This window comes from Xanthomonas sp. MLO165, assembly GCF_018831305.1.
GTDB classification, from domain to species: domain Bacteria; phylum Pseudomonadota; class Gammaproteobacteria; order Xanthomonadales; family Xanthomonadaceae; genus Xanthomonas; species Xanthomonas arboricola.
Genome location: NZ_CP029263.1, coordinates 987,542 through 1,010,515, shown reverse-complemented (window position 1 = coordinate 1,010,515; position 22,974 = coordinate 987,542). Strand labels below are relative to the sequence as shown.

General features: G+C 66.9%; 22 protein-coding genes. 13 read left to right on the top strand and 9 right to left on the bottom strand.

The window, feature by feature from the left end; all coding sequences use genetic code 11:
- Positions 1-11 precede the first annotated feature (11 nt).
- From DGN21_RS04260 to DGN21_RS04250, 3 genes are all read left to right on the top strand, one after another.
- Entirely contained in the window at positions 12-839 is an 828-nt protein-coding gene (locus DGN21_RS04260) for a p-hydroxycinnamoyl CoA hydratase/lyase (RefSeq protein WP_046345766.1), read from the top strand.
- An 83-nt stretch (positions 840-922) separates the two neighbouring features.
- Positions 923-2,392: an aldehyde dehydrogenase gene (locus tag DGN21_RS04255; RefSeq protein WP_215825131.1), complete on the top strand. Its 1,470-nt coding sequence runs from the start codon at positions 923-925 to the stop codon at positions 2,390-2,392.
- A 204-nt stretch (positions 2,393-2,596) separates the two neighbouring features.
- Complete coding sequence (locus tag DGN21_RS04250) at positions 2,597-4,075, top strand: AMP-binding protein (protein WP_126966999.1); 1,479 nt, start codon at positions 2,597-2,599, stop codon at positions 4,073-4,075.
- A gap of 194 nt (positions 4,076-4,269) precedes the next feature.
- Here the strand turns inward: DGN21_RS04250 and DGN21_RS04245 are convergent, their stop codons facing one another.
- The 3 genes from DGN21_RS04245 to DGN21_RS04235 all read right to left on the bottom strand — a co-directional run bounded on the left by DGN21_RS04245 (position 4,270) and on the right by DGN21_RS04235 (position 6,613).
- The gene (locus DGN21_RS04245) at positions 4,270-5,271 is read right to left on the bottom strand and encodes a LysR substrate-binding domain-containing protein (protein ID WP_126967000.1); all 1,002 of its coding nucleotides are present in this window, start codon (positions 5,269-5,271) and stop codon (positions 4,270-4,272) included.
- Positions 5,272-5,337: 66 nt separating this feature from the next.
- Positions 5,338-5,697 (bottom strand): protocatechuate 3,4-dioxygenase, encoded by a 360-nt coding sequence (locus DGN21_RS04240; protein WP_039523676.1) that lies wholly within the window; start codon positions 5,695-5,697, stop codon positions 5,338-5,340.
- Positions 5,698-5,707: 10 nt separating this feature from the next.
- On the bottom strand, positions 5,708-6,613 hold the full coding sequence (locus DGN21_RS04235; RefSeq protein WP_024938270.1) for a gallate dioxygenase: 906 nt from the start codon (positions 6,611-6,613) through the stop codon (positions 5,708-5,710).
- A 235-nt stretch (positions 6,614-6,848) separates the two neighbouring features.
- On the opposite strand from DGN21_RS04235, the gene DGN21_RS04230 reads away from it, so the two are divergent.
- The gene (locus DGN21_RS04230; RefSeq protein WP_024938271.1) at positions 6,849-7,523 is read left to right on the top strand and encodes a GntR family transcriptional regulator; all 675 of its coding nucleotides are present in this window, start codon (positions 6,849-6,851) and stop codon (positions 7,521-7,523) included.
- Between the two features lie 204 nt (positions 7,524-7,727).
- Here the strand turns inward: DGN21_RS04230 and DGN21_RS04225 are convergent, their stop codons facing one another.
- The 5 genes from DGN21_RS04225 to ubiH form a co-directional block, all read right to left on the bottom strand.
- The gene (locus tag DGN21_RS04225) at positions 7,728-8,762 is read right to left on the bottom strand and encodes a transporter (protein ID WP_164738971.1); all 1,035 of its coding nucleotides are present in this window, start codon (positions 8,760-8,762) and stop codon (positions 7,728-7,730) included.
- Between the two features lie 125 nt (positions 8,763-8,887).
- Entirely contained in the window at positions 8,888-9,319 is a 432-nt protein-coding gene (locus DGN21_RS04220; protein WP_024938273.1) for a nuclear transport factor 2 family protein, read from the bottom strand.
- A gap of 86 nt (positions 9,320-9,405) precedes the next feature.
- Positions 9,406-10,128 carry an alpha/beta hydrolase gene (locus DGN21_RS04215; RefSeq protein WP_126967002.1) on the bottom strand — a complete coding sequence of 241 codons (723 nt, stop codon included), beginning with the start codon at positions 10,126-10,128 and terminating at the stop codon, positions 9,406-9,408.
- 114 nt (positions 10,129-10,242) lie between these two features.
- Positions 10,243-11,424: a UbiH/UbiF family hydroxylase gene (locus tag DGN21_RS04210; protein ID WP_126967003.1), complete on the bottom strand. Its 1,182-nt coding sequence runs from the start codon at positions 11,422-11,424 to the stop codon at positions 10,243-10,245.
- A complete protein-coding gene (ubiH, locus tag DGN21_RS04205; protein WP_104608411.1) occupies positions 11,421-12,629 on the bottom strand; it encodes a 2-octaprenyl-6-methoxyphenyl hydroxylase in 1,209 nt (402 codons plus the stop codon). Before ubiH ends, DGN21_RS04210 begins: the two co-directional genes overlap by 4 nt.
- 269 nt (positions 12,630-12,898) lie before the next feature.
- Between ubiH and DGN21_RS04200 the strand changes: the two genes are divergently transcribed.
- The 9 genes from DGN21_RS04200 to DGN21_RS04160 all read left to right on the top strand — a co-directional run bounded on the left by DGN21_RS04200 (position 12,899) and on the right by DGN21_RS04160 (position 22,223).
- Complete coding sequence (locus tag DGN21_RS04200) at positions 12,899-13,477, top strand: hypothetical protein (RefSeq protein ID WP_024938277.1); 579 nt, start codon at positions 12,899-12,901, stop codon at positions 13,475-13,477.
- Between the two features lies 1 nt (position 13,478).
- A complete protein-coding gene (locus DGN21_RS04195) occupies positions 13,479-14,036 on the top strand; it encodes a cob(I)yrinic acid a,c-diamide adenosyltransferase (protein ID WP_024938278.1) in 558 nt (185 codons plus the stop codon).
- Positions 14,037-14,073: 37 nt separating this feature from the next.
- Complete coding sequence (locus DGN21_RS04190; protein WP_046345757.1) at positions 14,074-14,982, top strand: histone deacetylase family protein; 909 nt, start codon at positions 14,074-14,076, stop codon at positions 14,980-14,982.
- Between the two features lie 126 nt (positions 14,983-15,108).
- Positions 15,109-17,541 carry an LPS-assembly protein LptD gene (lptD, locus tag DGN21_RS04185; protein ID WP_184551447.1) on the top strand — a complete coding sequence of 811 codons (2,433 nt, stop codon included), beginning with the start codon at positions 15,109-15,111 and terminating at the stop codon, positions 17,539-17,541.
- The gene (locus DGN21_RS04180) at positions 17,538-18,938 is read left to right on the top strand and encodes a peptidylprolyl isomerase (RefSeq protein ID WP_046345755.1); all 1,401 of its coding nucleotides are present in this window, start codon (positions 17,538-17,540) and stop codon (positions 18,936-18,938) included. The genes lptD and DGN21_RS04180 overlap by 4 nt, the downstream gene beginning before the upstream one ends.
- A 4-nt stretch (positions 18,939-18,942) precedes the next feature.
- Positions 18,943-19,911, top strand: a complete 969-nt coding sequence (pdxA, locus tag DGN21_RS04175) for a 4-hydroxythreonine-4-phosphate dehydrogenase PdxA (protein ID WP_054591371.1) — start codon at positions 18,943-18,945, stop codon at positions 19,909-19,911.
- A gap of 115 nt (positions 19,912-20,026) precedes the next feature.
- Entirely contained in the window at positions 20,027-20,815 is a 789-nt protein-coding gene (gene rsmA, locus DGN21_RS04170; RefSeq protein ID WP_024938283.1) for a 16S rRNA (adenine(1518)-N(6)/adenine(1519)-N(6))-dimethyltransferase RsmA, read from the top strand.
- A gap of 36 nt (positions 20,816-20,851) precedes the next feature.
- Positions 20,852-21,235, top strand: a complete 384-nt coding sequence (gene apaG, locus DGN21_RS04165; RefSeq protein ID WP_024938284.1) for a Co2+/Mg2+ efflux protein ApaG — start codon at positions 20,852-20,854, stop codon at positions 21,233-21,235.
- Between the two features lie 28 nt (positions 21,236-21,263).
- Positions 21,264-22,223, top strand: coding sequence for a symmetrical bis(5'-nucleosyl)-tetraphosphatase (locus DGN21_RS04160; protein ID WP_024938285.1), 960 nt, complete (start codon positions 21,264-21,266; stop codon positions 22,221-22,223).
- A 207-nt stretch (positions 22,224-22,430) separates the two neighbouring features.
- On the opposite strand, the gene DGN21_RS04155 is transcribed toward DGN21_RS04160, so the two are convergent.
- The gene (locus tag DGN21_RS04155; protein WP_126967009.1) at positions 22,431-22,925 is read right to left on the bottom strand and encodes a dihydrofolate reductase; all 495 of its coding nucleotides are present in this window, start codon (positions 22,923-22,925) and stop codon (positions 22,431-22,433) included.
- Between the last annotated feature and the right edge of the window lie 49 nt (positions 22,926-22,974).

Sequence of the window (22,974 nt, the reverse complement as noted above, 5' to 3'; positions counted from 1 at the left end):
GGAGACGCCGCTTGAACGAGCATGACGTGGTATCGGTCCGTATCGAAAACCGCATTGCCTGGGTGAAGTTCGCACGCCCCGACAAACGCAATGCGATGAGCCCGGCGCTCAACCGCCGCATGATGGACGTGCTGGACGAGCTGGAATTTGACGACAACGTCGGCGTGCTGGTACTCGGTGGCGAAGGCACCGCCTGGTCGGCCGGCATGGACCTGAAGGAATATTTCCGCGAAACCGAAGCCCAGGGCCTGCGCGGTGTACGTCGCTCGCAGCGCGAATCCTATGGCTGGTTCCGCCGCCTGCGCTGGTACCAGAAACCCACCATCGCGATGGTCAACGGCTGGTGTTTCGGTGGCGGCTTCGGGCCGTTGTTCGCCTGCGATCTGGCGATCGCCGCCGACGAGGCGCAGTTCGGCCTGTCGGAAATCAACTGGGGCATCCTGCCCGGTGGCGGCGTCACCAAGGTCGCGGTGGAGCTGCTGTCCATGCGCGATGCGATGTGGATGACGCTGACCGGCGAGATGGTCGACGGCAAGAAGGCCGCCGAATGGCGCCTGGTCAACGAAAGCGTGCCGCTGGAACGGCTGGAGGCGCGCACGCGCGAGGTGGCCGAGCTGCTGCTCAGGAAGAACCCGGTCGCGCTGAAGTACGCAAAAGATGCGGTGCGCCGGGTCGGCACCATGACCTACGACGAAGCCGAAGATTACCTGGTGCGCATGCAGGAAGCGGCCAATTCGTTCGACAACAACGCCCGCAAGGAAGGCATCCGTCAGTTCATCGACGAGAAGAGCTACAAGCCTGGCCTGGGCGAATACGACCTGACCAAAAACAGCGCCTGAGCACGTCCTACGGCGCCTGAAGCGATGCGTGCACCACATGCATCGCTGGCGCTGCCAGTGGTTTTCTGCACCGAGGAGGGAGTATGGAAGCCTTGTCCGCAACCCTGCGCGGGATCGCCGCGCGTGGGCCGTTGGGCCTGTTCATCGACGGCCAATGGCGCGCAAGCAGCGGCGATCGCGACGTCGATGTGATTGCCCCGCACACCGAACAACGTCTGCTGCGCTACACCGAGCCCTCGCCGGCGGACACCGAGGCGGCCATCGCCGCCGCGCGTGCCGCGTTCGACAGCGGCCCCTGGCCGCAGCTATCGCCGCAAGAGCGTGGCGTCGTGCTCAAGCGCGTGGCCGCACGGTTGCGTGCGCGCCTGCCGGAGCTGGCCGAAGCCTGGACCGGGCAGGTCGGCGCCACCATCGGCTTCAGTCGCCGCGCCTCGCAGCAGGCACCCGGCCTGTTCGACTATTACGGCGACCTGATCGCAACCCACCCATTCGTGGAGCCGCGTGCACGTGCCAACGGCGGCCGCGTGCATATCGTGCAGGAGCCGGTAGGCGTGGTCGCCACGATCACTCCCTGGAACGCACCGCTGGTGTTGCTCTGCTACAAGGTCGCTGCGGCCCTGGCGGCCGGTTGCACGGTGGTGGCCAAACCCTCACCGGAAACGCCGATCGACGCCTACATCCTGGCCGAATGCATCAGCGCCGCCGGCGTGCCCGATGGCGTGTTCAATCTGCTGCCGGGCGGTCGCGAGGTCGGCGAACAGCTGATCCGCCATCCGCAGGTGGACAAGGTGAGTTTCACCGGCTCCACCCAGGCGGGGCGGCTGATAGGGGTGGCCTGCGCCGAGCGGCTGGCGCGGGTCGGGCTGGAGCTGGGCGGCAAGTCGGCCGCGATCGTGCTGGACGATGCAGACATCGCCAAACTGCTGCCCAGCCTGGTGCCCTACTCGATGCCGATCACCGGCCAGGTGTGCTTCGCGCTCACCCGGGTGCTGGTGCCGGCGCAGCGACGCGACCAGATCCTGCAGGCGTACTGCGCGGCTGTGGGCGCGCTCAAGCTGGGCGACCCGTTCGCAGCCGAGACCGGCATGGGCCCGTTGGCGCTTGGCCGCCAGCTCGAGCGCGTGCAGTCCTACATCGCACAAGGCCGCGCCGAGGGCGCGCGCCTGGTCATGGGCGGCGGCCGCCCGACGCATCTGCCGCGCGGCTTCTTCATCGAGCCGACGGTGTTTGCCGGGGTGACGCCGGACATGACCATCGCCCGCGAAGAGATCTTCGGCCCGGTGGTGAGCTTCATCGATTACCACGACGAGGCCGACCTGATCACCAAGGTCAATGCCAGCGACTTCGGCCTGCACGGCACGGTCTACAGCGAGGACCCCGATCGCGCCTACCGCATCGCCCGCCGCGTGCGCAGCGGCAGTCATTCGATCAACGGCATGTGGGTGGACTTCGACATGCCGTTCGGCGGGGTCAAACATTCCGGGATCGGCCGCGAAGGCGGCATCGAAGGGCTGCACGCCTTCCTCGAAACCAAGACCATCTATCTCAGTTAGGCCCTTCAGCCCACCGACCGCGCAACCACCAGAGCGCGGTCGCAACGCGATGCGACAGGCACTGCCTTGTCCATCGGTTCCTGCGGTGTGTCCGCACTTTCTGGTGAACGTTCCCCAGGTGTTTTTGCACACGCGTCAACCTTCAGCCGCAGCCGTCGCACTCACGCCAGTCACTCCCCCAATCTGCATTCGGAAGACAGCGCCATGACCATGCCGACCGACTCGATCTCCTTCCACGCCCGCCTTACCCCACACCGGCTTGCCGCCCGCGACCTGCTGCAGGACCGGCAATGGACGTACGCAGAACTGGATGTCTTGATCGGCCGTCTGGCCGCCTTGCTGCAGGCGCGCGGCTGCATCGATGGCGAACGGCTCGCCGTGCTGGCGCGCAATTCGGTCTGGCAGGTGGCGCTGCATTTCGCCTGCGGACGCGTCGGCGCGATTTACGTGCCGCTGAACTGGCGGCTGAGCACGGCCGAACTGGATGCATTGCTGCAGCGCGCCGAGCCACGCCTGCTGTTGGGCGACGACGTTGCGACAGGGCGCGCCGATGTCGCCTCGCTGGCCGACTTCGTCGATGCGGCGAACACGCTCGAACCGGCGGACACCGGGTCGATTCCACCCGAACGCATCAGCCTGATCCTGTTCACCTCCGGCACCTCCGGCCAGCCCAAAGGCGTGATGCTGAGCGAGCAGAACCTGCAGCAGGTGGCGCACAACTTCGGCGTCACCACGCGCGTGGATGCCGGTAGCAGTTTCCTGTGCGAAGCGCCGATGTTCCACATCATCGGCCTGGCCACCAACGTGCGCCCGGTGCTGGCGGTGGGCGGCTCGATCCAGGTCTCCAACGGCTTCGAGCCCAGGCGCACGCTGGGCTGGCTGAGCGACCAGTCGCTGGGCATCACCCATTACGTCGGCGTGCCGCAGATGATGCAGGCCTTCCGCAGCCAGCCCGGTTTCGACGCGGCGTCGCTGCGGCATCTCACCGCGCTGGTCAGCGGCGGCGCGCCGCATGCCAGCGATGACCTGCTCGGCTGGCTGGACGACGGTGTGCCGATGGTCAGCGGCTTCGGCATGAGCGAGGCCGGCACGGTGTTCGGCATGTCGGTGGACTGCGCGGTGATCCGCGACAAGCTGGGCGCGGTCGGCATTTCGACCCCTGCAGTGCAGACGCGCGTGGTCGATGGCGATGGCAACGACTGCCCAGTCGGCGTGCCCGGTGAGTTGTTGTTGCGCGGCCCCAACCTCAGCCCCGGCTACTGGCGCGACCCGCAGGCAAGCGCCGCCGCGCTCGACGAGCACGGCTGGTTCCGCACCGGCGACATCGTGCGGCGCGATGCCGACGGGTTCTTCTGGATCGTCGATCGCAAGAAGGACATGTTCATTTCCGGCGGCGAGAACGTGTATCCGGCCGAGATCGAAGCGCTGCTTGCGGATCACCCGCAGGTACGCGAATGCGCAGTGGTGGGGATCGCCGACCCGCAGTGGGGAGAGGTGGGCTACCTGGCGATCGTGCCGGCCGACGAGACGCCGGATCTGGAGCAGATCCGCGCCTATCTGATCGAACGACTGGCCAAGTACAAGGTGCCCAAGCACCTGCGCGTGGTCGAGGCGCTGCCGCGCACCGCGACCGGCAAGCTGCAGAAGGCGCGCCTGAAAGATGCCCTGGCCACCGAAGCGTGATGCAGCCGGATGTGGATTACGCCGCGAGCAGCCGGCAGTGACCCGCAGGCTGCTGCCCCGCCACAACAGCGACACGGCAGCGGCCGATGCCAGACAGCACAACGGGCAGCCTGAGCTGCCCGTTGTGCGCGTGCCGCACTCCAGCGCCATCGCGACACGGCAGCGGCTTGCGCCGCGCATGCGCGCTCAATCGATCAGGCGGACTCGCCCAGCAACAGGCTGTCCTCGCTGATCTGGTCGTCCACCCACACCGCCCCCTGCTCGGCCATGACCGCCAACTGGTGTTCCAGTTCGCGCATCAACAGGCGCACGCCGGGCTTGTGGATGGCACTGCCATCGCGATAGATCACCCCGCCTGCGCGCGCCTGCGACGGCTGCTGCAGCTGGAAGGCACGCAGCTCGCCGCGTGCGATATCCCCGGCCACCATCATGCTCGGCATCACCGCGATGCTGTCGGTGCCGAGCAGGATCTCGCGGGTGAAGCTGGCCGAACTGGAACGCAGCTGATCGCGCGTGGCCAGCCCGTGCTCGCGCATCACCTGCGCCACGTCGCGCTCGACGTGCTGGCTCAGCGTCGGCAACACCTGGCGATACGCAGCGGCTTCGGCGATGCGCACCTGGCCATTGGCAAACAGGGGGTGATCGCTGCGCGCCACCAGCGCGATCGGGTCCTGGTACAGCACCTTGCGGATCAACGCGTCGTAACGGGCCAGCGGATACAGCCGGCCCACCACCAGGTCGATCTCGTTGCCGGCCAGCTTGGGCAGCAGTTCGTCGGTGCGCCCATGCAGCAGGCGTACCCGCAGCGTGGGTTCGGCGCGATACAAGGCGGCCAGCACGGCCGGCAACAGGCCGCTGGCGGCGACCGGCAACGCACCCACGGTGATGGTAAGCGCGTCGTCCTGCAGCAGCCCTTCGAAGGTGTCCTGCGCGCGGCGCAACTGGCCGAGCACGACATGCGCGGTCTGTACCAGCACCTCGCCCATCGCATTGGGGCGCACGCCGCGCGAATGGCGCTCGAACAGCGGCGCGCCGACGATCTCTTCGATCTCCTGCAGGGCACGCGTCAATGCGGGCTGGGTGACGTTCAAGACGCGTGAGGCGCGGAGCAGGCTTTTCTGCCGGTCCAGCGCCTCGATGACACGTAGATGCCGGACCTTGATGCGGTGTTCGAAGAACACGGAGGACATGGTCATGGGGGTAGACCTTACGTTGGGAAGTCGGGGAATGCGGCGGGACGGCACCAGGCCGCCGCCTGCAGCTCAGCGTGCATCGGGTACACGCCGGGTCTGCATGAAATCTTCGAAGGATTCGCCACGCATGATGGCGTAGACCTGCAGATTGGTCATGCGCACCACGCGGGCAAATTTTTCGATGACGAAGAAGTTGGCGCCGTACTGCACCAGCCCGAGCCAGTCGCGTGCACGGATCAGCGCCTTTTCATGCTCGGTGAGGCCGGCTTCCTGCATCAGGGTTTCGGAATCTTCAAGAAAGCGATCGCGCCATGGGGCGCGGATCATATGCCAGAAGAATCGGTTGATGCGCAACGCGCGGTTGCTGGTGCGCAGATCGAACAGGTAAGTGCCGCCGATCTGGTCCATGCCCTGTACTTGCGGATTCATCGGCCGGCCCTCATGCAGCATTCGCGGTAGACGTGGCGTGCGCGAGCAATTGCGCCGAAGACGGCGCGTCAGCGGCTTCGACGCCCGGCTCGTACAACACTACCGTCATCGCGGTGGTGGTCATCAGGTAGTAGTTCTGATGCAGCTTGCGGATCGGCCCGCCCAGCGCGCCACGCATCGCCAGCCACATGATCTGCTCCACGCTTTCGGCGCCGCCCAGGCGCACGTAATCGGTGTGGGTGAGATCGGTCAGCGTTTCCGGCGCATGCTGGAAGCGGTCCAGAAATTCCATGTCCCAGTCGGTGTTGTTGAAACCGGTGCGCTCGCCGTGGATCTGATGCGACAGCCCGCCGGTGCCCACCACCACCACCCTGAGATCCTCCGGATAGGATTCGATCGCCCGCCGCACCGCCTGGCCCAGGCGGTAGCAGCGGCGCGCGGTCGGCAGCGGGTACTGCAGCACGTTGATCGCGATCGGCACCACCGTGCCCGGCCAGTCCGGCACGTGCGGCCACAGCAACGGAAGCGGCGCCGCGCAGCCGTGGTCGATCGGCTTGTCTTGAAAGACAGTCAGATCGAACTCGTCGTTGACCAGACATTCGGCGATATGCGCCTGCAATTGCACATCGCCGCGGATCGGCGGCAGGTTGCGCAGCCCTGCGCCTTCGTCGGCCACCGGGAAGCGCTCACCGATGCCCAGGGCGAAGGTCGGATACAGGTCGAAGAAGAACGTCGTGCAATGGTCGTTGTAGAAGAACACCAGCACGTCTGCCTGCTGTTCGGCCAACCAGGCAGCCACCGGTGTGTAGCCGTCGAACAACGGCTTCCACAACGGATCCTGCTGTTTGCCCTTGTCGTAGGCCACCCCGATGGTGGGAACGTGCGAGGTTCCGATGCCGCCGATGATGCTTGCCATGCTGCACTCCTGCGATGCACGCCGGCCACTTTCCCTGGCCGGGTGCGCACCATTGATTGAGTCGAAATCCGTCCCGCCATGGGATCCCAACAACGCCGACCAGCCACTCCGGACCGCCAAAACGGTATCCTTGGGATCCAAAGTGCCACCAAGCGCTCTCATCTGCAAGGTTTTTATACCGGTTTTGCGAGTTTTCCCCGTCGAAGGAACGTGCGCTGCAGTACGGCGCGAGAGAATGGAGCCAATGGCGAACAACCACCGATTGCAAGCGGTCCAGCAGCTACGCGAACTGATCCTGTGCGGCACCTTTGCCCCCGGTGAGCGCATCACCGAAGCCGCGCTGGCCGAACGACTGGCCATCTCGCGCACCCCCATCCGTCAGGCCCTGCCAGCGCTGTGCCAGGAAGGCCTGCTGGTGCAGGCCGGCAACCGCGGCTATGCGGTGCGACGTTTCAGCCAGCAGGAAAGCCTGGACGCCCTGGCGGTGCGCGCCCTGATGGAAGGCATGGCCGCACGCGCCGTCGCCGAACAGGGCGCCTCGGCTGCGTTGCTGGCCACGCTGCATGCCTGTCTGGGCGAAGGCGACCGGATCCTGGCCTCGCGCAGCCTGGATGCCGACGACGAGCAGGCCTATGGCGCGATGAATGCCCGCTTCCACCGTGCCATCGTGGTGGCCGCCAACAAGCCGATCCTGACCGAGACCGTGGACCGGTGCACCGTGGTGCCCTTCGTCAGCCCGGTCAATGTGGTGTTCGGCCAACGCTCGCCCACCCTGGCCTACGACGATCTGTACTACGGACATCGGCAGCACGGCGCCATCGTCTCGGCCATCGAACAACGCGATGGCGCGCGTGCCGAGCTGTTGTTCCGCGAGCATGCCAATACCCAGCGCCACAGCATGGGCATCTGACGCGCGCACGGGTTTGGCGCGGACAGCGTGCACTGGCGAGGCCTGGTCTGGCGCAGCAGCCTGCATAGCTCACAACTCGAACGTAGGATTACCCGGGCTTGCGCTGCATGCAGCGTTGCCTGCAGCAGCGTGCTGCATCCGTCTGCGCCGCAGCATGCACGCACGCGCCGGCGTGCATGCTGCGGATATGTGCGTGCTTCCACGTCAAAGGGAATGCACGAACATCAGGTTGACGCTGGTGCCGGCCACCGAATTCTTCACCTCTACCGGCAGATAGACATTGAAATTCAGCAGGTTGTTGGCATCCAGCCGCCAGGACAGCCCCGGCCCGAGATAGAACTGCATGCGTTTGCTGTCCGGCACACGCTGCCCGTTGGTGCGGTTGTCCTTCAGCTGCTGCAGGTAATACCCGTTGATGCCCAGGCGCAGTTGCTCGCTGACCTTGAACGAACTAGCCAGGTTGGCCCACAGCACATCGCCGGCCTGACCATTGCGAAAACGGAATCCCGGGATCGGCGGTACGCCGCCGGCGCGATCGGTGCGGAAATTGTAGAGATAGTTCAGCCGCATGCTGACCTCCCAGTTGTCGCTGGGCTGCACGGTGAACGCCCAATGCGGCGCCACCGACCAGAATCCGGTGCTCTGGTTGATCGCGACATCGCGATCGAACTTGCCCACCGGAGCGAACGCATCGATTGCGAAGCGCTGGAAGAACAGGACTCGTCCGTTACGCATCACCGGGTCGATCTGCAGCGCCGGGCCGAAGGAAATGTCGCCCATCCCGAACCCGTTGCCGCGCAACTGCACGGGGCTGTCTGCGGCGAAGGACATGTCGTAATTGACCAGCGGCACGATCGCATTGAGGCTCAGCGACGCGCGCTTCCACCGGTAGGGCGTGACGTAGATCAGCTGGGTCAGCAGGACGCTGACACCGACCTTGGGATCGCGGAAGGCGGCCGAATCGTCGCCGCGCGCGTCCTTGATCGCGTCGAAGTCGTAGTGGCGTAGATACTCGATCACCGTCCAGCCCGGCGTCGAGGAGCCGAAGCCATCGAGAAAACTCGTCCCGCCCAGGTTGATGCCCTGCGGCGGTGCAGCGGTTTCCGGCACCGCTTGTGCGGATGCCGCGACGGGCACGCCGGCGCCAAGCAGTGTCAGCAAGGTCAGGACACGGCGCCGGTACGACGGTAACCGTGGCGGTGCAACGGCACAGCAGGCAGATGAGCTCACGCGTTCCACTAGGCGATTCTCCAAGGCGATGGATGGATGACTGCGGCGCGACGTGGGGGAGGAAAGCGGTGCTGCAGTACGCGGCGGCGGCGAACGCGCCGTCTGTGCGTCGATGAATGGGTTAGAGGCAGCGATCAGTCAGCGCCGATGCGCATCAGCAAGGCGCCAAGCCGCTGCTTGAACAACCAGCGCCCCTGCTCCAGTACCAGCACGTCGTCGAAACTGCCGAGCAACGCAGGCGATTGAGCCGTCCAGGGCGGCGCCGTCGAGGTGTCTGCAGCGGTGTAGAGCAGGACCTTGCTGTGCGCATGCGCCAGGGTCGGCGACTGGATGCTGACCAGGGTGTTGAGCATCAGGTGACAGGTCGTCCGCGGCGGGCGGGCGCGGAACGATTGCAGAATCGCCTCGCGCCCGTGCACCGGCAGCTCCGGCGCACTGGGGCGGGCGAACACGCCGTCGGCAGTGAACAATGCGGCGAGCCCGTCGTGATCGTGACGATCGTTGAGCAGTGCGAATTGGCGAATCGCCTGCTCGCAGGCAATGATGATCGATGCATCGTCGGGCATGCAGCCTCCTCGGGGTGTTGCTGAAAAAACCGACACGCCTGGTCAGCGACGGCAGCGCACGCGCCGCCAGCCGGACCGGGCCGCCATCACGCGTCCTGCAGCCAGTCGCGCATTGCTGCACTGACGGCCGCGGGCGCTTCCAGGGGCGCCATATGCCCGCTGTTTTCGAAGACCACCAGCCGTGCGTGCGGGATCTGCTGCGCCATCTGCTGGTGCTGGGCCAGGGGGCTCCAGACGTCCTGGCGACCCACGCCCAGCAAGGTCGGGCAGCGGATCTGTGCCAGCACCGGCGCGGCATCGGGGCGCTCCAGCAAGGCTTCGATCTGGCCGGCGTAGTCCTGCACGCTGTGCCGCTGCACCATCGCCATCAGTGGGTTCATCAGCCCGGCATCAGCGTGCCGGTCCGGATGCAGCATCGGCGGCAGCCATTGCCGTGCGAGCGCCTGCATGCCTTGGGTGTGCGCAAGCCGCACCAGCGCCGCGCGCTGCTCACGCTCGCCGTCGCGGCGTGGCGCGATGCCGGTGTCCAGCAAGGCCAGGCGCTGCACGCGTTGCGGCGCCTGGCGCATGATCTCCAGCGCCACCCGCCCGCCCATCGAATGGCCGGCCACTGCGAACTGCGGCGGAGCGACGGCCAATACGTGTGCTGCCATCTGCACGATGCTGTCGAAGCCGGCGAAGTCCAGCACCTGCACCTCGGCCAGATCGCTCAGCGCCGCGCGTTGCGGCTGCCAGATGCTGGCGTCGCAGAGCAGGCCGCAGAGCAGCAGCAGGCCGGGCTTGGACGAACGGGTGGTGGAAGATGACATGGCTCGACTGTAGCCACGCCGGCTGCGCCCGTCGTATGGAACATGCTGCCCGCGCTATAAGCGTATCGACATACCAACACATGACCGACGCCATGCGCGTCGGCCGTCAGGCGATCACGCGCTGCCGGAAGCGCGCTTCCACAGAATATCGACCAGCGGCGGCAACGTGCCGGCCAGCCCGAGCACCGACCCGCGCAACAGGGTCAGATGCATGTCGTCGTTGGAAAACACCGTGTTGATCGCATCGAAGCCATAGGCGGCCACGGTGTTCTCGCTACGCCGGGTGCGCGCCCAGCGCTGCAGCCGATGCGGGGCGGCCCAGTCCGCACGCCTTGCCAGCGCATTGCGCACCTCATCGCGCAACGCAACGACATCGCGCAGGCCCAGATTGACGCCCTGCCCGGCCAGCGGATGCACCACGTGCGCGGCGTCGCCCAAGGTCAGCACGCGGCCGCTGACGTATTGCTCCACCAGTTGCCGTTGCAGCGGAAACGCCGTGCGCGCGGAGACCACACGTACCTGCCCCAGCCGCGCCGCGAAGGCCTGGGTCAGCTCGCGCGAGAAGTCGGCATCGTCCAGCGCCAGCACGCGCGCGGCCTCGGCATCCGGCAAGGTCCATACGATCGAACTGCGGCCATCGGCGAACGGCAGGAATGCCAGCGGGCCGGTGGTCAGGAAACGCTGCCAGGCAGTGGCCTGATGCGGCTGTTCGGTCTCCACGAAGGCGACCACGCCGCGCTGCGCGTAGGCATGCCGCGACACCGGCAGACCGGCGAGCTCGCGCAAGGTCGATGCGGCGCCATCGGCAGCGATGGCCAGCGCCGCTTCCAGGCGGCTGCCATCGTCCAGGCGCAGGCGCACGCTGTGTGCATCCTGCTCCAGCTCGACCACGCGTGCCGGGCAATGCACCTCGATGCCGGCCGCATGCACGGCGGCCCACAGGCGATCGACCAGCACCGCGTGTTCGATGATCCAGCCGAGTTGTTCGCGGCCCAGGGTGTCGGCATCGAAGCTCAGCTCGCCACCACCGGCCGCATCCCAGACCCGCATGCGCCGGTACGGCTGCACGCGGGCAGCGCGCACCAAGGCCCAGACGCCCAGGCTGTCGAGCAATGCGGCATTGTCGGCGGCAAAGGCATAGACGCGCAGATCGGGCTGGTCGGCCCGCCAACGCGCGGGCTCGCTGCCTTCGACCAGGGCCACGCTCAGGCCGGCATCGGCCAGCGCCAGCGCGCAGGCGGCACCGACCACGCCACCGCCAACGATCAAGGCATCACGATTACCACGACGGCTCATGCGACGCCCCTGCACAACTGCGGCACATCGCCCCGGAAACCCATCGCCCCGCCGACCAGCATCGACTGCAGCGGCGCCGCCTGCGAGGTGGCGAGCAGGCCGAGGCTGCGCAACGGCCGCAGCAACGGCGCCGGATTCCCGGTGAGCCGCGCCAGCCCGCTGGAGAACCCGATGGTCTGCTCGCGGTCCACGCGTCGGCGTGCCAGGTAACCGGCCAGCAATGCGCCGGCCCCGGCATCGCTGCGATCGTGCTCGATCAATTCGGCCAGCGTCAGTGCATCGCGCAAGCCGAGGTTGAAGCCTTGTGCGCCGATCGGATGCAGCGTCTGCGCGGCGTTGCCGAGCAGCACCACGCGCTCGGCGACCAACTCGTTGGCCAGCACCTGCACCAGCGGGTACGCGCTGCGCTCGCCGCTGGCGACAAAGCGCCCGGCGCGCCATCCAGCCGCCCGCTGCAACCTGGCCAGCCATCCGGTCTCGTCGAGCGCGGCCACCGCCTCGGCCTCGGCGCGCGCCACGCAGTGGATCGCGCCGTAGTGGCGATCGCCGCGCGGCAGCAGCGCAGTCGGCCCGTGCTCGCCGAAGCGCTCCCAGGCGGTGCCATCCGGTGGGCGCGAGGCACGCACCCGCGCCACGAACAAGGTCTGCAGGAAGTCGTGCGCATCGCTGCCGATATGCAGCAGCTCGCGCACTGCGCTATGGGTGCCGTCGGCGCCCACCACCAGCCGCGCCTGCAGGCGTTGCTCACCATCAGCGGTGGCGATCCGCAGCGCGCGCAGACCGTCCTGTACCGGCTCGACCCCGATGCAGCGTGCCGGGCGATAGCGGCGCAGCCGGGTCAGCTCGTCCAGGCGTGCCTGCAAGGCCTCGCCGAAATCGCGCGCCACCACCACCTGGCCGAAGCTGTCGCGGCCGTAATCGGCCGCGTCCAACTGCACACGGCCGAAGTCGCCGGCCCGGCTGACGTGGATGCGCCGGATCGGCCCAGGGGCGCTGCGCAGCTTGGCCATCACCCCCAGCACGCTCAGCGCATTGACGGTGGCGGCGGCAAAACTCAGATTGCGCTGGTCGAACACCGCTGGCGGCGTGCCGGCCGGGGTGGCTTCCACCAGCCCGACATCCAGGCCGATGCGGTCCAGCGCAATCGCCAGGCTGGAGCCGACCAGGCCGCCGCCGACGATCAGAACGTCATGTGGATGTGTCATTGCCACATGATAAGCCTTCGCCCATGACCCGTTGCCGCGAACGGGTGGGACAGCTTGCCGCGCCCTAGCTGGTCTGACGCGGCCGGCTGCTCGCGCAGGGAGCGCTGCCGGCCCTGGCCGGTGCAGGACGCATCCGGGCACCCACCGATTTGCGTCCGTCGTGTCCAGCAACGGGGGCGGCCAGGCGGGCCACCGCAAGGCCGCCGATGGCGCGGGCGCGCCGGGTTCCACGCTACACTCGCCAGCCTGTGATCCGGCCACCTCCGCGCATGACTCCTCGCTCGCACGACACCCTGGTTTTGAGTCTGCTTGCCGTCCTGATGGCGGCCACGCGGATCAATCACTTCGCGCCGATCCCGGACGCGTCCTGGGCGGTGTTCTTCATCGGCGGCTTCCATCTGGCCGCGCGCACCAGGCTGGCGTTCCCGCTGCTGATGCTGCTGGCAGTGGCGGTGGATTGGCTGGTGATCACCAGCCAGGGCCTGAGCTTCTGGCAGCACTACTGCGTGTCGCCGGCGTACTGGTGCCTAATCCCGGCGTATTTCGCGCTATGGGCCGGCGGCATGTGGCTGCGTCGGCAGTACCACGGCGCGCAGTGGAGCGCGCTGGCCCGGCTGGTGCCGGCGCTGCTGCTCTCGGTGGCGCTGTGCCAGTTGATCGCCCAGGGCAGCTTCTACTGGATCAGTGCCAGCGTGGCCGAGCCGACCGTGACCGGCTGGTTCAAGAACTACACCGACTGGCTGGGGCCGTATCTGCGCAGCGCCGCGCTGTATGTCGCCGCTGCCGCGGCGATCCAGGTGGCCGCCGAGCGCCTGACCAGCGCGCCCGGCCAGACCCAGGCCGGCTGAGATGGGCAACCGGCTCTCGCGGATCTATACGCGCACCGGCGACGACGGCAGCACCGGGTTGGGCGACGGCAGCCGTACCGGCAAGGATGCGCTGCGGGTCAACGCCTACGGCACCGTGGACGAGGCCAACTCGGCCATCGGCGTGCTGCTGGCTGCCCCCGGCGTGCCGGAACCGATCGCCGGGCTGCTGACCACCATCCAGCACCAGTTGTTCGATCTGGGCGGCGAGCTGTGCATCCCCGGCCATGCCGCGATCGATAGCGCCGATATCGATGCGCTGGAGCGCCAACTGGACCTTTTCAACGACACGCTGCCCCCGCTGAAGGAGTTCATCCTGCCGGCCGGGGGCGAGGCCGCTGCGCGCTGCCACCTGGCCCGCACCATCGTGCGCCGGGCCGAGCGCGAGACCGTTGCGCTGTCGCGCCAGGAGACCGTGCGCAGCGAGGCGATCGGTTACCTGAACCGGCTGTCCGACCTGCTGTTCGTGCTGGCGCGCGTGCTGGCGCGCGCCGATGGCCAGCAGGAAGTGCTGTGGCGGCACGACCGCCGGCGCGGCTGACCTGCACATGGCACGGCGGACAGGCTAGATTTGCCCCATGTTGGTCTTTACCCATCCCGCCTGCCTCGGGCACGACGCCGGCCCCGAGCATCCCGAAAGCCCCGCCCGCCTGGAAGCGGTGGTGGAGGCACTGCGCGACGCGTTCCCGGACCTGGACTGGCGCGAGGCGCCGCTGGCCAAGCTCGGCGACCTGTGCCGGGTGCATGAGCGCGAACAAGTCGACGCGGTGCTGGAAACCGCCTTCGAAGGCCACCACCGGCTCGACGTGGACACCGTGATGTCGCCCGGCTCGCGCGCGGCGGCGTTGCGCGCGGCCGGGGCCGGCATCGCCGCGGTGGACGCGGTGATGCAGGACGCCACCCGCACCGCCTTCTGCGCCGTGCGCCCACCCGGGCACCATGCCACCGCGCAGGTGTCGATGGGCTTTTGCCTGTTCAACAATATTGCCGTGGCCGCCGCGCACGCGCGCGACCGGCATGGGCTGGAACGGATCAGCATCGTGGATTTCGACGTCCACCACGGCAACGGCACGCAGGCGATCTTCGAACGCGACCCGAGCGTGCAGTATCTCAGCACCCACCAGTCCGGGCTCTATCCGCACTCGGGCAGCGTTTACGAGCGCGGCATCGGCAACATCCACAACCTGCTGCTGCAACCAGGCAGCGACGGGCTGCGCTTCCGCAACGTGTGGGAAGACGAGATGCTGCCGCTGGTGGATGCCTTCCGCCCGCAGCTGATCCTGATCTCGGCCGGCTTCGATGCGCATCTGCGCGATCCGCTGGCCGATCTGATGCTCGATGCCGACGACTTCGCCTGGCTGACCGGCGCGCTGCGCACCCTGGCCGAGCGGCATGCCCGTGGCCGGGTGGTGTCCATGCTGGAAGGCGGCTACGACCTGCAGGCCTTGCGCGAAAGCAGCGTGGCGCACGTGGCCGCGCTGCGTTGAACCCTACCGGCGCCTTGCTCGCGCCCCCCGTCGCGATGAACCTCGCCCTCCCGACCAGGGAGCTCTTCATTGCCCCTATGCGGGGTATACGGCAAGCTAGTCGCCATTTTATTGGTTGAATCACGCGTGCGCCGAGTTCTCCGCCTGCTGCCCCTGCCTTTGAGCATCGCCATCTGCCTCCCGGCCATGGCTGCCGACAAGCCGTTGAACTGGGGACTGTGCCCGGCCGTGGATCCGCTGCCAGGCTTCGACGGCGCGCCCGCCGCAGATGCCAAGGCCGCCGAAATGCGCCAGCAGTTGCCGACCGACATCGAAGGCGACCAGCTGTCCGGCACCAGCACCACCCCGCAGTACCAGGGCAATGTGGCGCTCAAGCGCGGCGACCAGTTCCTGGGCGCCGACAACCTGCGCATGGACACCGAGACCGGCAACTACATCGCCGAAGGCCATGTCCGCTACCAGGACACCTCCTTCCGTATGGTCGCCGACCGTGCCGAGGGCAATCAGGACACCGACGCCCACAAGGTCACCAACATCCAGTACCAGCTGGTGGACCGCCGCGGCAACGGCGCGGCCGAGTCGGTGGACCTGCAGGGCCAGGTCGGGCAGATGCACCGCTCGACCTACACCACCTGCGATCCCTCGCAGCCGATCTGGCGCGTGCGCGCGCCGGAGATCGACGTCGACAACGAAGAAGGCTTCGGCACCGCCCGCAACGCCGTGCTGCAGATCGGCAAGGTGCCGGTGCTGTACTTCCCCTGGTTCAAGTTCCCGATCGATGACCGTCGCCAGACCGGCCTGCTGTTCCCGCAGTTCGGCCTGTCCGGTCGCAATGGCTTCGACTACCTGCAGCCGATCTACCTGAACCTGGCGCCGAACTACGACGCGACCCTGCTGCCACGCTACATGAGCAAGCGCGGTTTCATGTTCGGTACCGAGTTCCGCTACCTGTACGAAGGCGGTCGCGGCGAGATCACCGGCAACTACCTGCCCAACGACAAGTTGCGCGACAAGGATCGCGGCAGCGTCTTCTATAGCGGCTATCACAACGTCAACAAGTACTGGCAGGCGCGCGCCAGCATCTCCTGGGTCAGCGACACCCGCTATGTGGAAGACTTCACCAGCCGCCTGAACGGCATGGGCTCGGCCTCCAGCCTGCAGAGCACCGTGGGCATCTACGGTACCGGCGAAACCTGGACCGCCGGCCTGATGGCCGATCGCTGGCAGCTGACCGACTACACGCTGGACGAGCAGGCGCTGCCCTACAACCGCCAGCCGCGCGCCTATTTCACCTGGGACAAGCCGTTCGGCATCTTCGAGGCCGGCGTGTACGCCGAAGCGGTGCGTTTCAACCACGACGACTCTTACTTTGTCAGGCCTCCAACCGACGGGAACACCAACGGCGACGACGGCGATGATTACGTACGCACCAACATCCGCAACAAGGAATACGGCAGCGGTTCGCGCTTTGACATCAAGCCCTATATCTCGATGCCGCTGTCCGGCGCAGCCTGGTTCTTAACTCCGACCGTGGCATGGCGCTACACCGCGTATCAGCTGGATTCGACGCTGGCCAACACCGCGCCGCTGACCGGCGACCGTTCTCCGTCGCGCAGCCTGCCGATCGCATCGGTGGACGCCGGTCTGTATTTCGACCGCGAGACCTCGGTATTCGGCACCAACTATCTCAATACGCTGGAACCGCGCATGTACTACCTGTACGTGCCGTACCGCGACCAGGACGATCTGCCGGTCTTCGATACCCGCCCGTTCACCTTCAGCTACGGGCAGTTGTTCCGCGACTCACGCTACACGGGCGCCGACCGTCAGAACGATGCCAACCAGCTGACCCTGGCAGTGACCTCGCGCTGGCTGCGCCAGGACGATGGCCGCGAGAAACTGTCGCTGAGTGCGGGGCAGATCCTGTACTTCAACGACTCGCTGGTCACCATCAACAACAGCACCAACACTGCCACAGGCGGCAGCGAGCAGCCGATCGAGCAGGGCAAGTCCGCCTGGGTGGCCGACGCCAACTATATGATCAACGACCGCTGGTCGATGGGCGCCACCTATCAATGGAACCCGAATTCGCGCAAGGAAGATCTGGCCAGCCTGCGTACGCGCTACCTGCTCAACAACGACGGCATCATCAATCTGGCGTATCGCTACCGTCGCAACCTGATCGATGACAGCGACCAGCTCAAGCAGGCCGACTTCTCCTTCCTGTACCCGATCAACCCCAGCTGGAGTGCGGTCGGCCGTTATTACTACTCGCTGCTGGACCGCAAGCCACTGGAAATCATCGGTGGCGTGCAGTGGGACAGCTGCTGCCTGGCGGTGCGCGCGCTGGTGCGCCGGTTCGTGCGCAACCGCAATGGCGAGATGGACAACTCCATCCAGGTGGAGTTCGTGCTGAAGGGCCTGAGCTCGTTCGGGCAGAACACGGACCGCACTTTGCGCCGTGCTATTCTCGGCTATTACCGCGACGACCTGTACCTGGTCCCGCCCAGCAATACCACGACTAATCCGGACGATTACGATCCGAACTTGATTCCATGACCAAGCCTTTCTCTGTTGTTCTTGCCTCGCTGCTGGTACTCACCAGCACGCTCTCGCCGTTGGCCTCGGCACAGCAATCCCAGCCGCTGGATCGCATTGCCGCCATCGTCGATGAAGACGTGGTGCTGCAGAGCGAGCTCGATCGCGCCGTACGCAACGTCAAGTCGCAGTACGCCGGCCGGGAAAACCAGCTGCCGCCGGACGATGTCCTGCAGCGCCAGGTGCTGGAGCGTCTGGTTCTGGTCAAATTGCAGGTCGGGCGCGCCGATGGCAGCGGTATCCGTGTCAGCGACGAGGAACTCAACCGGGCAATCGCCAGCATCGCCCAGCAAAACGGCACCACTGTCGATGGCCTGCGCCAGAAACTGGCGGCCGACGGCATGGGCTATGGCGATTTCCGTGCTTCGGTGCGCGACGAAATCATCGTGCAGCGCCTGCGTCAGAGCTTTGCGCAGAGCCGCATCAGCGTGAGCGAAGGTGAAGTGGACACTGCGCTGGCGCAGCAGGCCACCACCGGCAGCCAATATCACCTGGCGCACATCCTGGTCGGCCTGCCGGAAGGCGCGACGGCCGACCAGATCGCCACCGGCCAGAAAAAGGTCGATGGCGTGAAGGCATTGATCGACAAGGGCGAGCTGGATTTCTCGGCGGCCGCAGTGCGGTACTCCGACAGCCCGAACGCGCTGGAGGGCGGCGACCTGGGCTGGCGCAGCCTGGACGAGATCCCCAACGCATTCGCCCAGCTGATCCGCGACATGCAGCCCGGCCAGGTCGCCGGTCCGTTGCGCGGCCCGAGCGGTTTCCAGTTGCTCAAGCTGGTGGAAATGCGCGACGCCAATGCCGGCGGCGAAAAGAAGCTGGTCACCGAATACAACGCACGTCACATCCTGGTGCGCATCAACGACAGCCAGACCGAAGCGCAGGCCAAGGCCAAGATCGACACGCTGCGTGCGCGCATCGTCGGTGGCGCCGATTTCCAGGCCACCGCGAAGGAGTCGTCCGAAGACACCAACAGCCGTGGCCAGGGTGGTGATCTGGGCTGGTTCCCGGCCGACGCATTCGGCCCGGACTTCGGCAAGCAGGTCGAAGGCCTGGCCGACGGCGCGGTGTCCGAGCCGTTCCGCACCCAGGCGGGTTGGCACATCGTGCAGCGCGTGGGCAGCCGTCAGACCGACGTCAGCGCCGAAAGCCAGCGTGCGCAGATCCGTGAAACGATCGGCCGCCGCAAGCTGGAAGAAGAGTACAACCGCTATCTGCAGGAACTGCGTGGCGAAGCCTACGTGAGCTTCCGCACCGGCGACCGCGCCGACGGCGATGCCAGTGCCGCTCCGGCCAAGCCAGCCGATCCTGCGGCGCCTGCCGCACCGACGCCGCCGCCGGCACAGCCGACGCGCTGATTCGATGCTCCCGTCGCTCGCGCTGGTGCCAGGCGAGCCGGCCGGGATCGGGCCGGAACTGTGCGTCCGGCTCGCCCAGCGGCCGCGCTCGGATGCCCACCTGATCGCCTACGCCGACCCGGACACCCTGCACAGCGCCGCAAAGGCGCTGTCTTTGTCTGTGCGGCTGCTCGATCCGGACCAGCGCGCCCGCGCGCCCGGTGACCTGCCGCTGCATCCGATCCGTCAGGCGGTGCCGACCCGTTTCGGCACCGCGGACCCCGCCAATGCGGCGGCGGTCATTGCCGGCCTGCGTGGCGCTGCCGGCGACTGCCTGTCCGGCAAGCTGCAGGGCATCGTGACCGGTCCGGTGCACAAGGCGGTGATCAATGCCGGCGGCATTCCCTACACCGGCACCACCGAGCTGCTGGCCGAGCAGGCGGGCTGCCCGGTGGTGATGATGCTGGCCAATGCCATCGTGCGCGTCGCCCTGGTGACTACCCATCTGCCGCTGCGCGCAGTAGCCGATGCGATCACTGCCGACGCGGTGGCGCGCTGCCTGCGCATCACCGACGCCGCGATGCGACGCGACTTCGGCCTGGAGCGCCCGCGCATCGCGGTGCTGGGCCTCAATCCGCATGCCGGCGAAGATGGGCACCTGGGCCGGGAGGAACTGGACGTCATCATCCCGGTACTGGGGCAGCTGCGCGGCGACGGCATGCAGCTGATCGGCCCGCTGCCCGCCGATACCGCATTCTTGCCGCAAAAGCTCAGCGGCTTCGATGCGGTGGTGGCGATGTATCACGACCAGGGCCTGCCGGTGCTCAAGTACAGCGGCTTCGAGCAGGCGGTCAACATCACGCTCGGCCTGCCCTATCCGCGCGTGGCGGTCGATCACGGCACCGCGCTGGAGCTGGCCGGGCGCGGTATCGCCGACCCGTCCAGCCTGATGGCGGCGACCGAGCTATGCGCGCGCCTGGCCGCACGCGGCTGAGCGAGGCCTGATTGCCAACAATCGACGGGGCACAGCGTGCACGCAGCCCGTCTGGCGTGCCGGCGATGCGCAGAACCGGCACCGCGTGCAGGCGCTGCCACGTTAAACTGCGCACATGAATCATTCTTTCAGCGCACCGGCCAAGAAGTCGCTTGGCCAGCACTTTCTTGCCGACCGGTATTACATCGACCGCATCGTGCAGGCAGTGGACCCGCGCGCCGGCCAGCACCTGGTCGAAATCGGCCCTGGTCAGGGCGCGATCACCTTTCCGCTGCTGCGCAAGCACGGCGCACTGACCGTGATCGAATTCGACCGCGACCTGATCGCACCACTGACCGACGCGGCCGCACCGATCGGCGCGCTGAGCATCATCCATCGCGATGTGCTCAGTGTGGATTTCACTGCACTGGCCGATGGCACGCCGATCCGGCTGGTCGGCAACCTGCCCTACAACATCTCCTCGCCGATCCTGTTCCATGCGCTGGACCATGCCGGTGCGGTAGCCGACATGCACTTCATGCTGCAAAAGGAAGTGGTCGACCGCATGGCCGCCGGCCCCGGCAGCAAGGTGTACGGGCGCTTGAGCGTGATGCTGCAGGCGTATTGCGAGGTCACCGCACTGTTCGTGGTGCCGCCGGGCGCATTCCGGCCGCCGCCGAAGGTGGACTCGGCGGTGGTACGGCTGGTGCCGCGCGATCCGGCCACGGTACAGATCAGGGATCGGCGGCGCTTTGCCGACGTCGTGCGCGCCGGCTTCGGCCAGCGTCGCAAGACCCTGCGCAATGCCTTGTCCAACGTCTGCGAGCCCGCCCACTTCGAGGCCGCGCAGGTGCGTCCGGATGCTCGCGCAGAACAACTCGAGGTCGCGGATTTCATCCGCCTGGCCAATGTCGAGCCGGCTTGAGCGCCGCTCCCACACGGTTTTATTTAGACTTTCCGCATGCACGATGATCCGCGCTACCGGGTCGAGGTCGAGGTGTCGCCCCGCTTCCTCGCCCATCAATCGACCCCCGACGAAGGCCGCTATGCCTTCGCCTACAGCATCCGCATCCAGAACGCGGGGGCCATGCCTGCGCGCCTGATCGCGCGCCATTGGCAGATCACCGACGCCAACGGACGCACCGAACGGGTGGATGGCGAAGGCGTGGTCGGCGAACAGCCCTGGCTGCGTCCCGGCGAGGCGTTCAGTTACACCTCCGGCGTGCTGCTGGAGACCGAGCAGGGACAGATGCAAGGTCATTACGACATGGTGGCCGACGATGGCACCGAATTCACCGCCCCGATCGCCGCCTTCGTGCTGAGCGTACCCAGGACGCTGCACTGATGGATGCTGGACTGATGGAGCGCACGCGATGAGCGTCTGGGCAATTGGCGACCTGCAGGGGTGTTACGACATCACCCAGCGCCTGCTGGAAAAAATCAACTTCGACCCCGCGCAGGACACCCTGTGGTTCTGTGGCGACCTGGTCAACCGTGGCGGTCAATCGCTGGAAACGCTGCGCCTGGTGCATTCGCTGCGCGCGCATAGCGTGGTGGTGCTGGGCAACCATGACCTGTCGCTGCTGGCGATCGGCGCGCGTTCGGAAGAGGAACAGCGCAAGGTCAACCCGGATCTGCTGCGCATCGTGCTGGCCGAGGACCGCGACCTGCTGCTCGACTGGCTGCGGATGCAGAAGCTGGCGCACGTGGACCGCGAACTGGGCTGGATGATGATCCATGCCGGGCTGGCGCCGAAATGGACCACGCAGATGGCCGAGAAACATGCGCGCGAGGTCGAGCAGCAACTGCAGGGCGGCGGCTATCGCAAACTGCTGCGCAACATGTACGGCGATCAGCCGGGCTGGTCGCCGGGCCTGAGCGGGTACGACCGCAGCCGCGCAATCATCAACCTGTTCACGCGCATGCGCTATTGCACCCCGCGCGGGCGCATTGCCACCGACGACAAGGGCACGCCGGGTACCCAGGCGCAGGGCCTGTATCCCTGGTTCGAAGTACCGGGCCGGGTCGAGCGCGATCTCAAGATCGTCTGTGGGCATTGGTCCGCACTCGGGCTGACCATCACCCAGGGCGTGCATGCCATCGATACCGGTGCGGTATGGGGCGGCAAACTCACCGCCTTGCAGCTGGATACCGACGAACTGCGCGTGGTGCAGGTGCCGGGAATCCCGATCACGCAGCCGTCGAAGACCGCACAGCGCAGCCGGCCACCGCGCCGCCGGCAACGCCAGCGTGGCGGTGGCGGAGACAATGCGAACGCAGGCACCGGCTCCGCCACTTCCAGTGCCGCCCCGCCCGCTGCCGCTGCGGACTAAGTAACGCGCGTGGCGGCGCACTGCCGCAGCATGCCGGGGTAATGCCTCGGCGCTTGCGAATCAGCCTGATCCTGCATCCGCCACGTGACTGGCACGCTTGCACATTGGGCCTTTCGGCACGCAAGCGCATCGATTTGCATCGCTGTCTCGAAACCGCCGGAATGCACGCCCTCGGCAGCACCATCGTGCATGTGCGGCTAAGTGAGCTCAGCGCCGCTGATAGTCCACGTAATCGAATGCGAAGGCATGCCGCGTATCGGCCGCATGCGACGCGCGTTGCACCGGTTCCCACACGGCCGGGTCGATCGGTGGAAAGTAGGTGTCGGCCCGTTCCACGGTGGTGTCCACTTCGGTGACAGCCAGCAGGTCCGCACGCTCCATGGTCAGGCGATAGACCTCGCCGCCACCGATCACGCACAGCTCCTGTGCACCTGCCGCCTCGGCCTGCGCAATCGCCTCATCGAGCGACGCCACCGCCTGCATGTCTGCGAACGGCACCCGCCCCGAACGCGTCAGCACCAGGTTCAATCGCCCCGGCAAGGCACGCCCCAGCGACTGCGCGGTCTTGCGCCCCATCAGGATCGGCTTGCCCACGGTCAGCGCCTTGAAGCGCTTGAGATCGTCCGGCAACTTCCACGGCAATTCGTTGTCGCGGCCGATGGCATTGTTGCGGTCGAAGGCGACGATCAGGATAAGTTTCATGCAGCGGACGATATCCCTTCGAACATCAAATCAATGTGTGGCATCACTC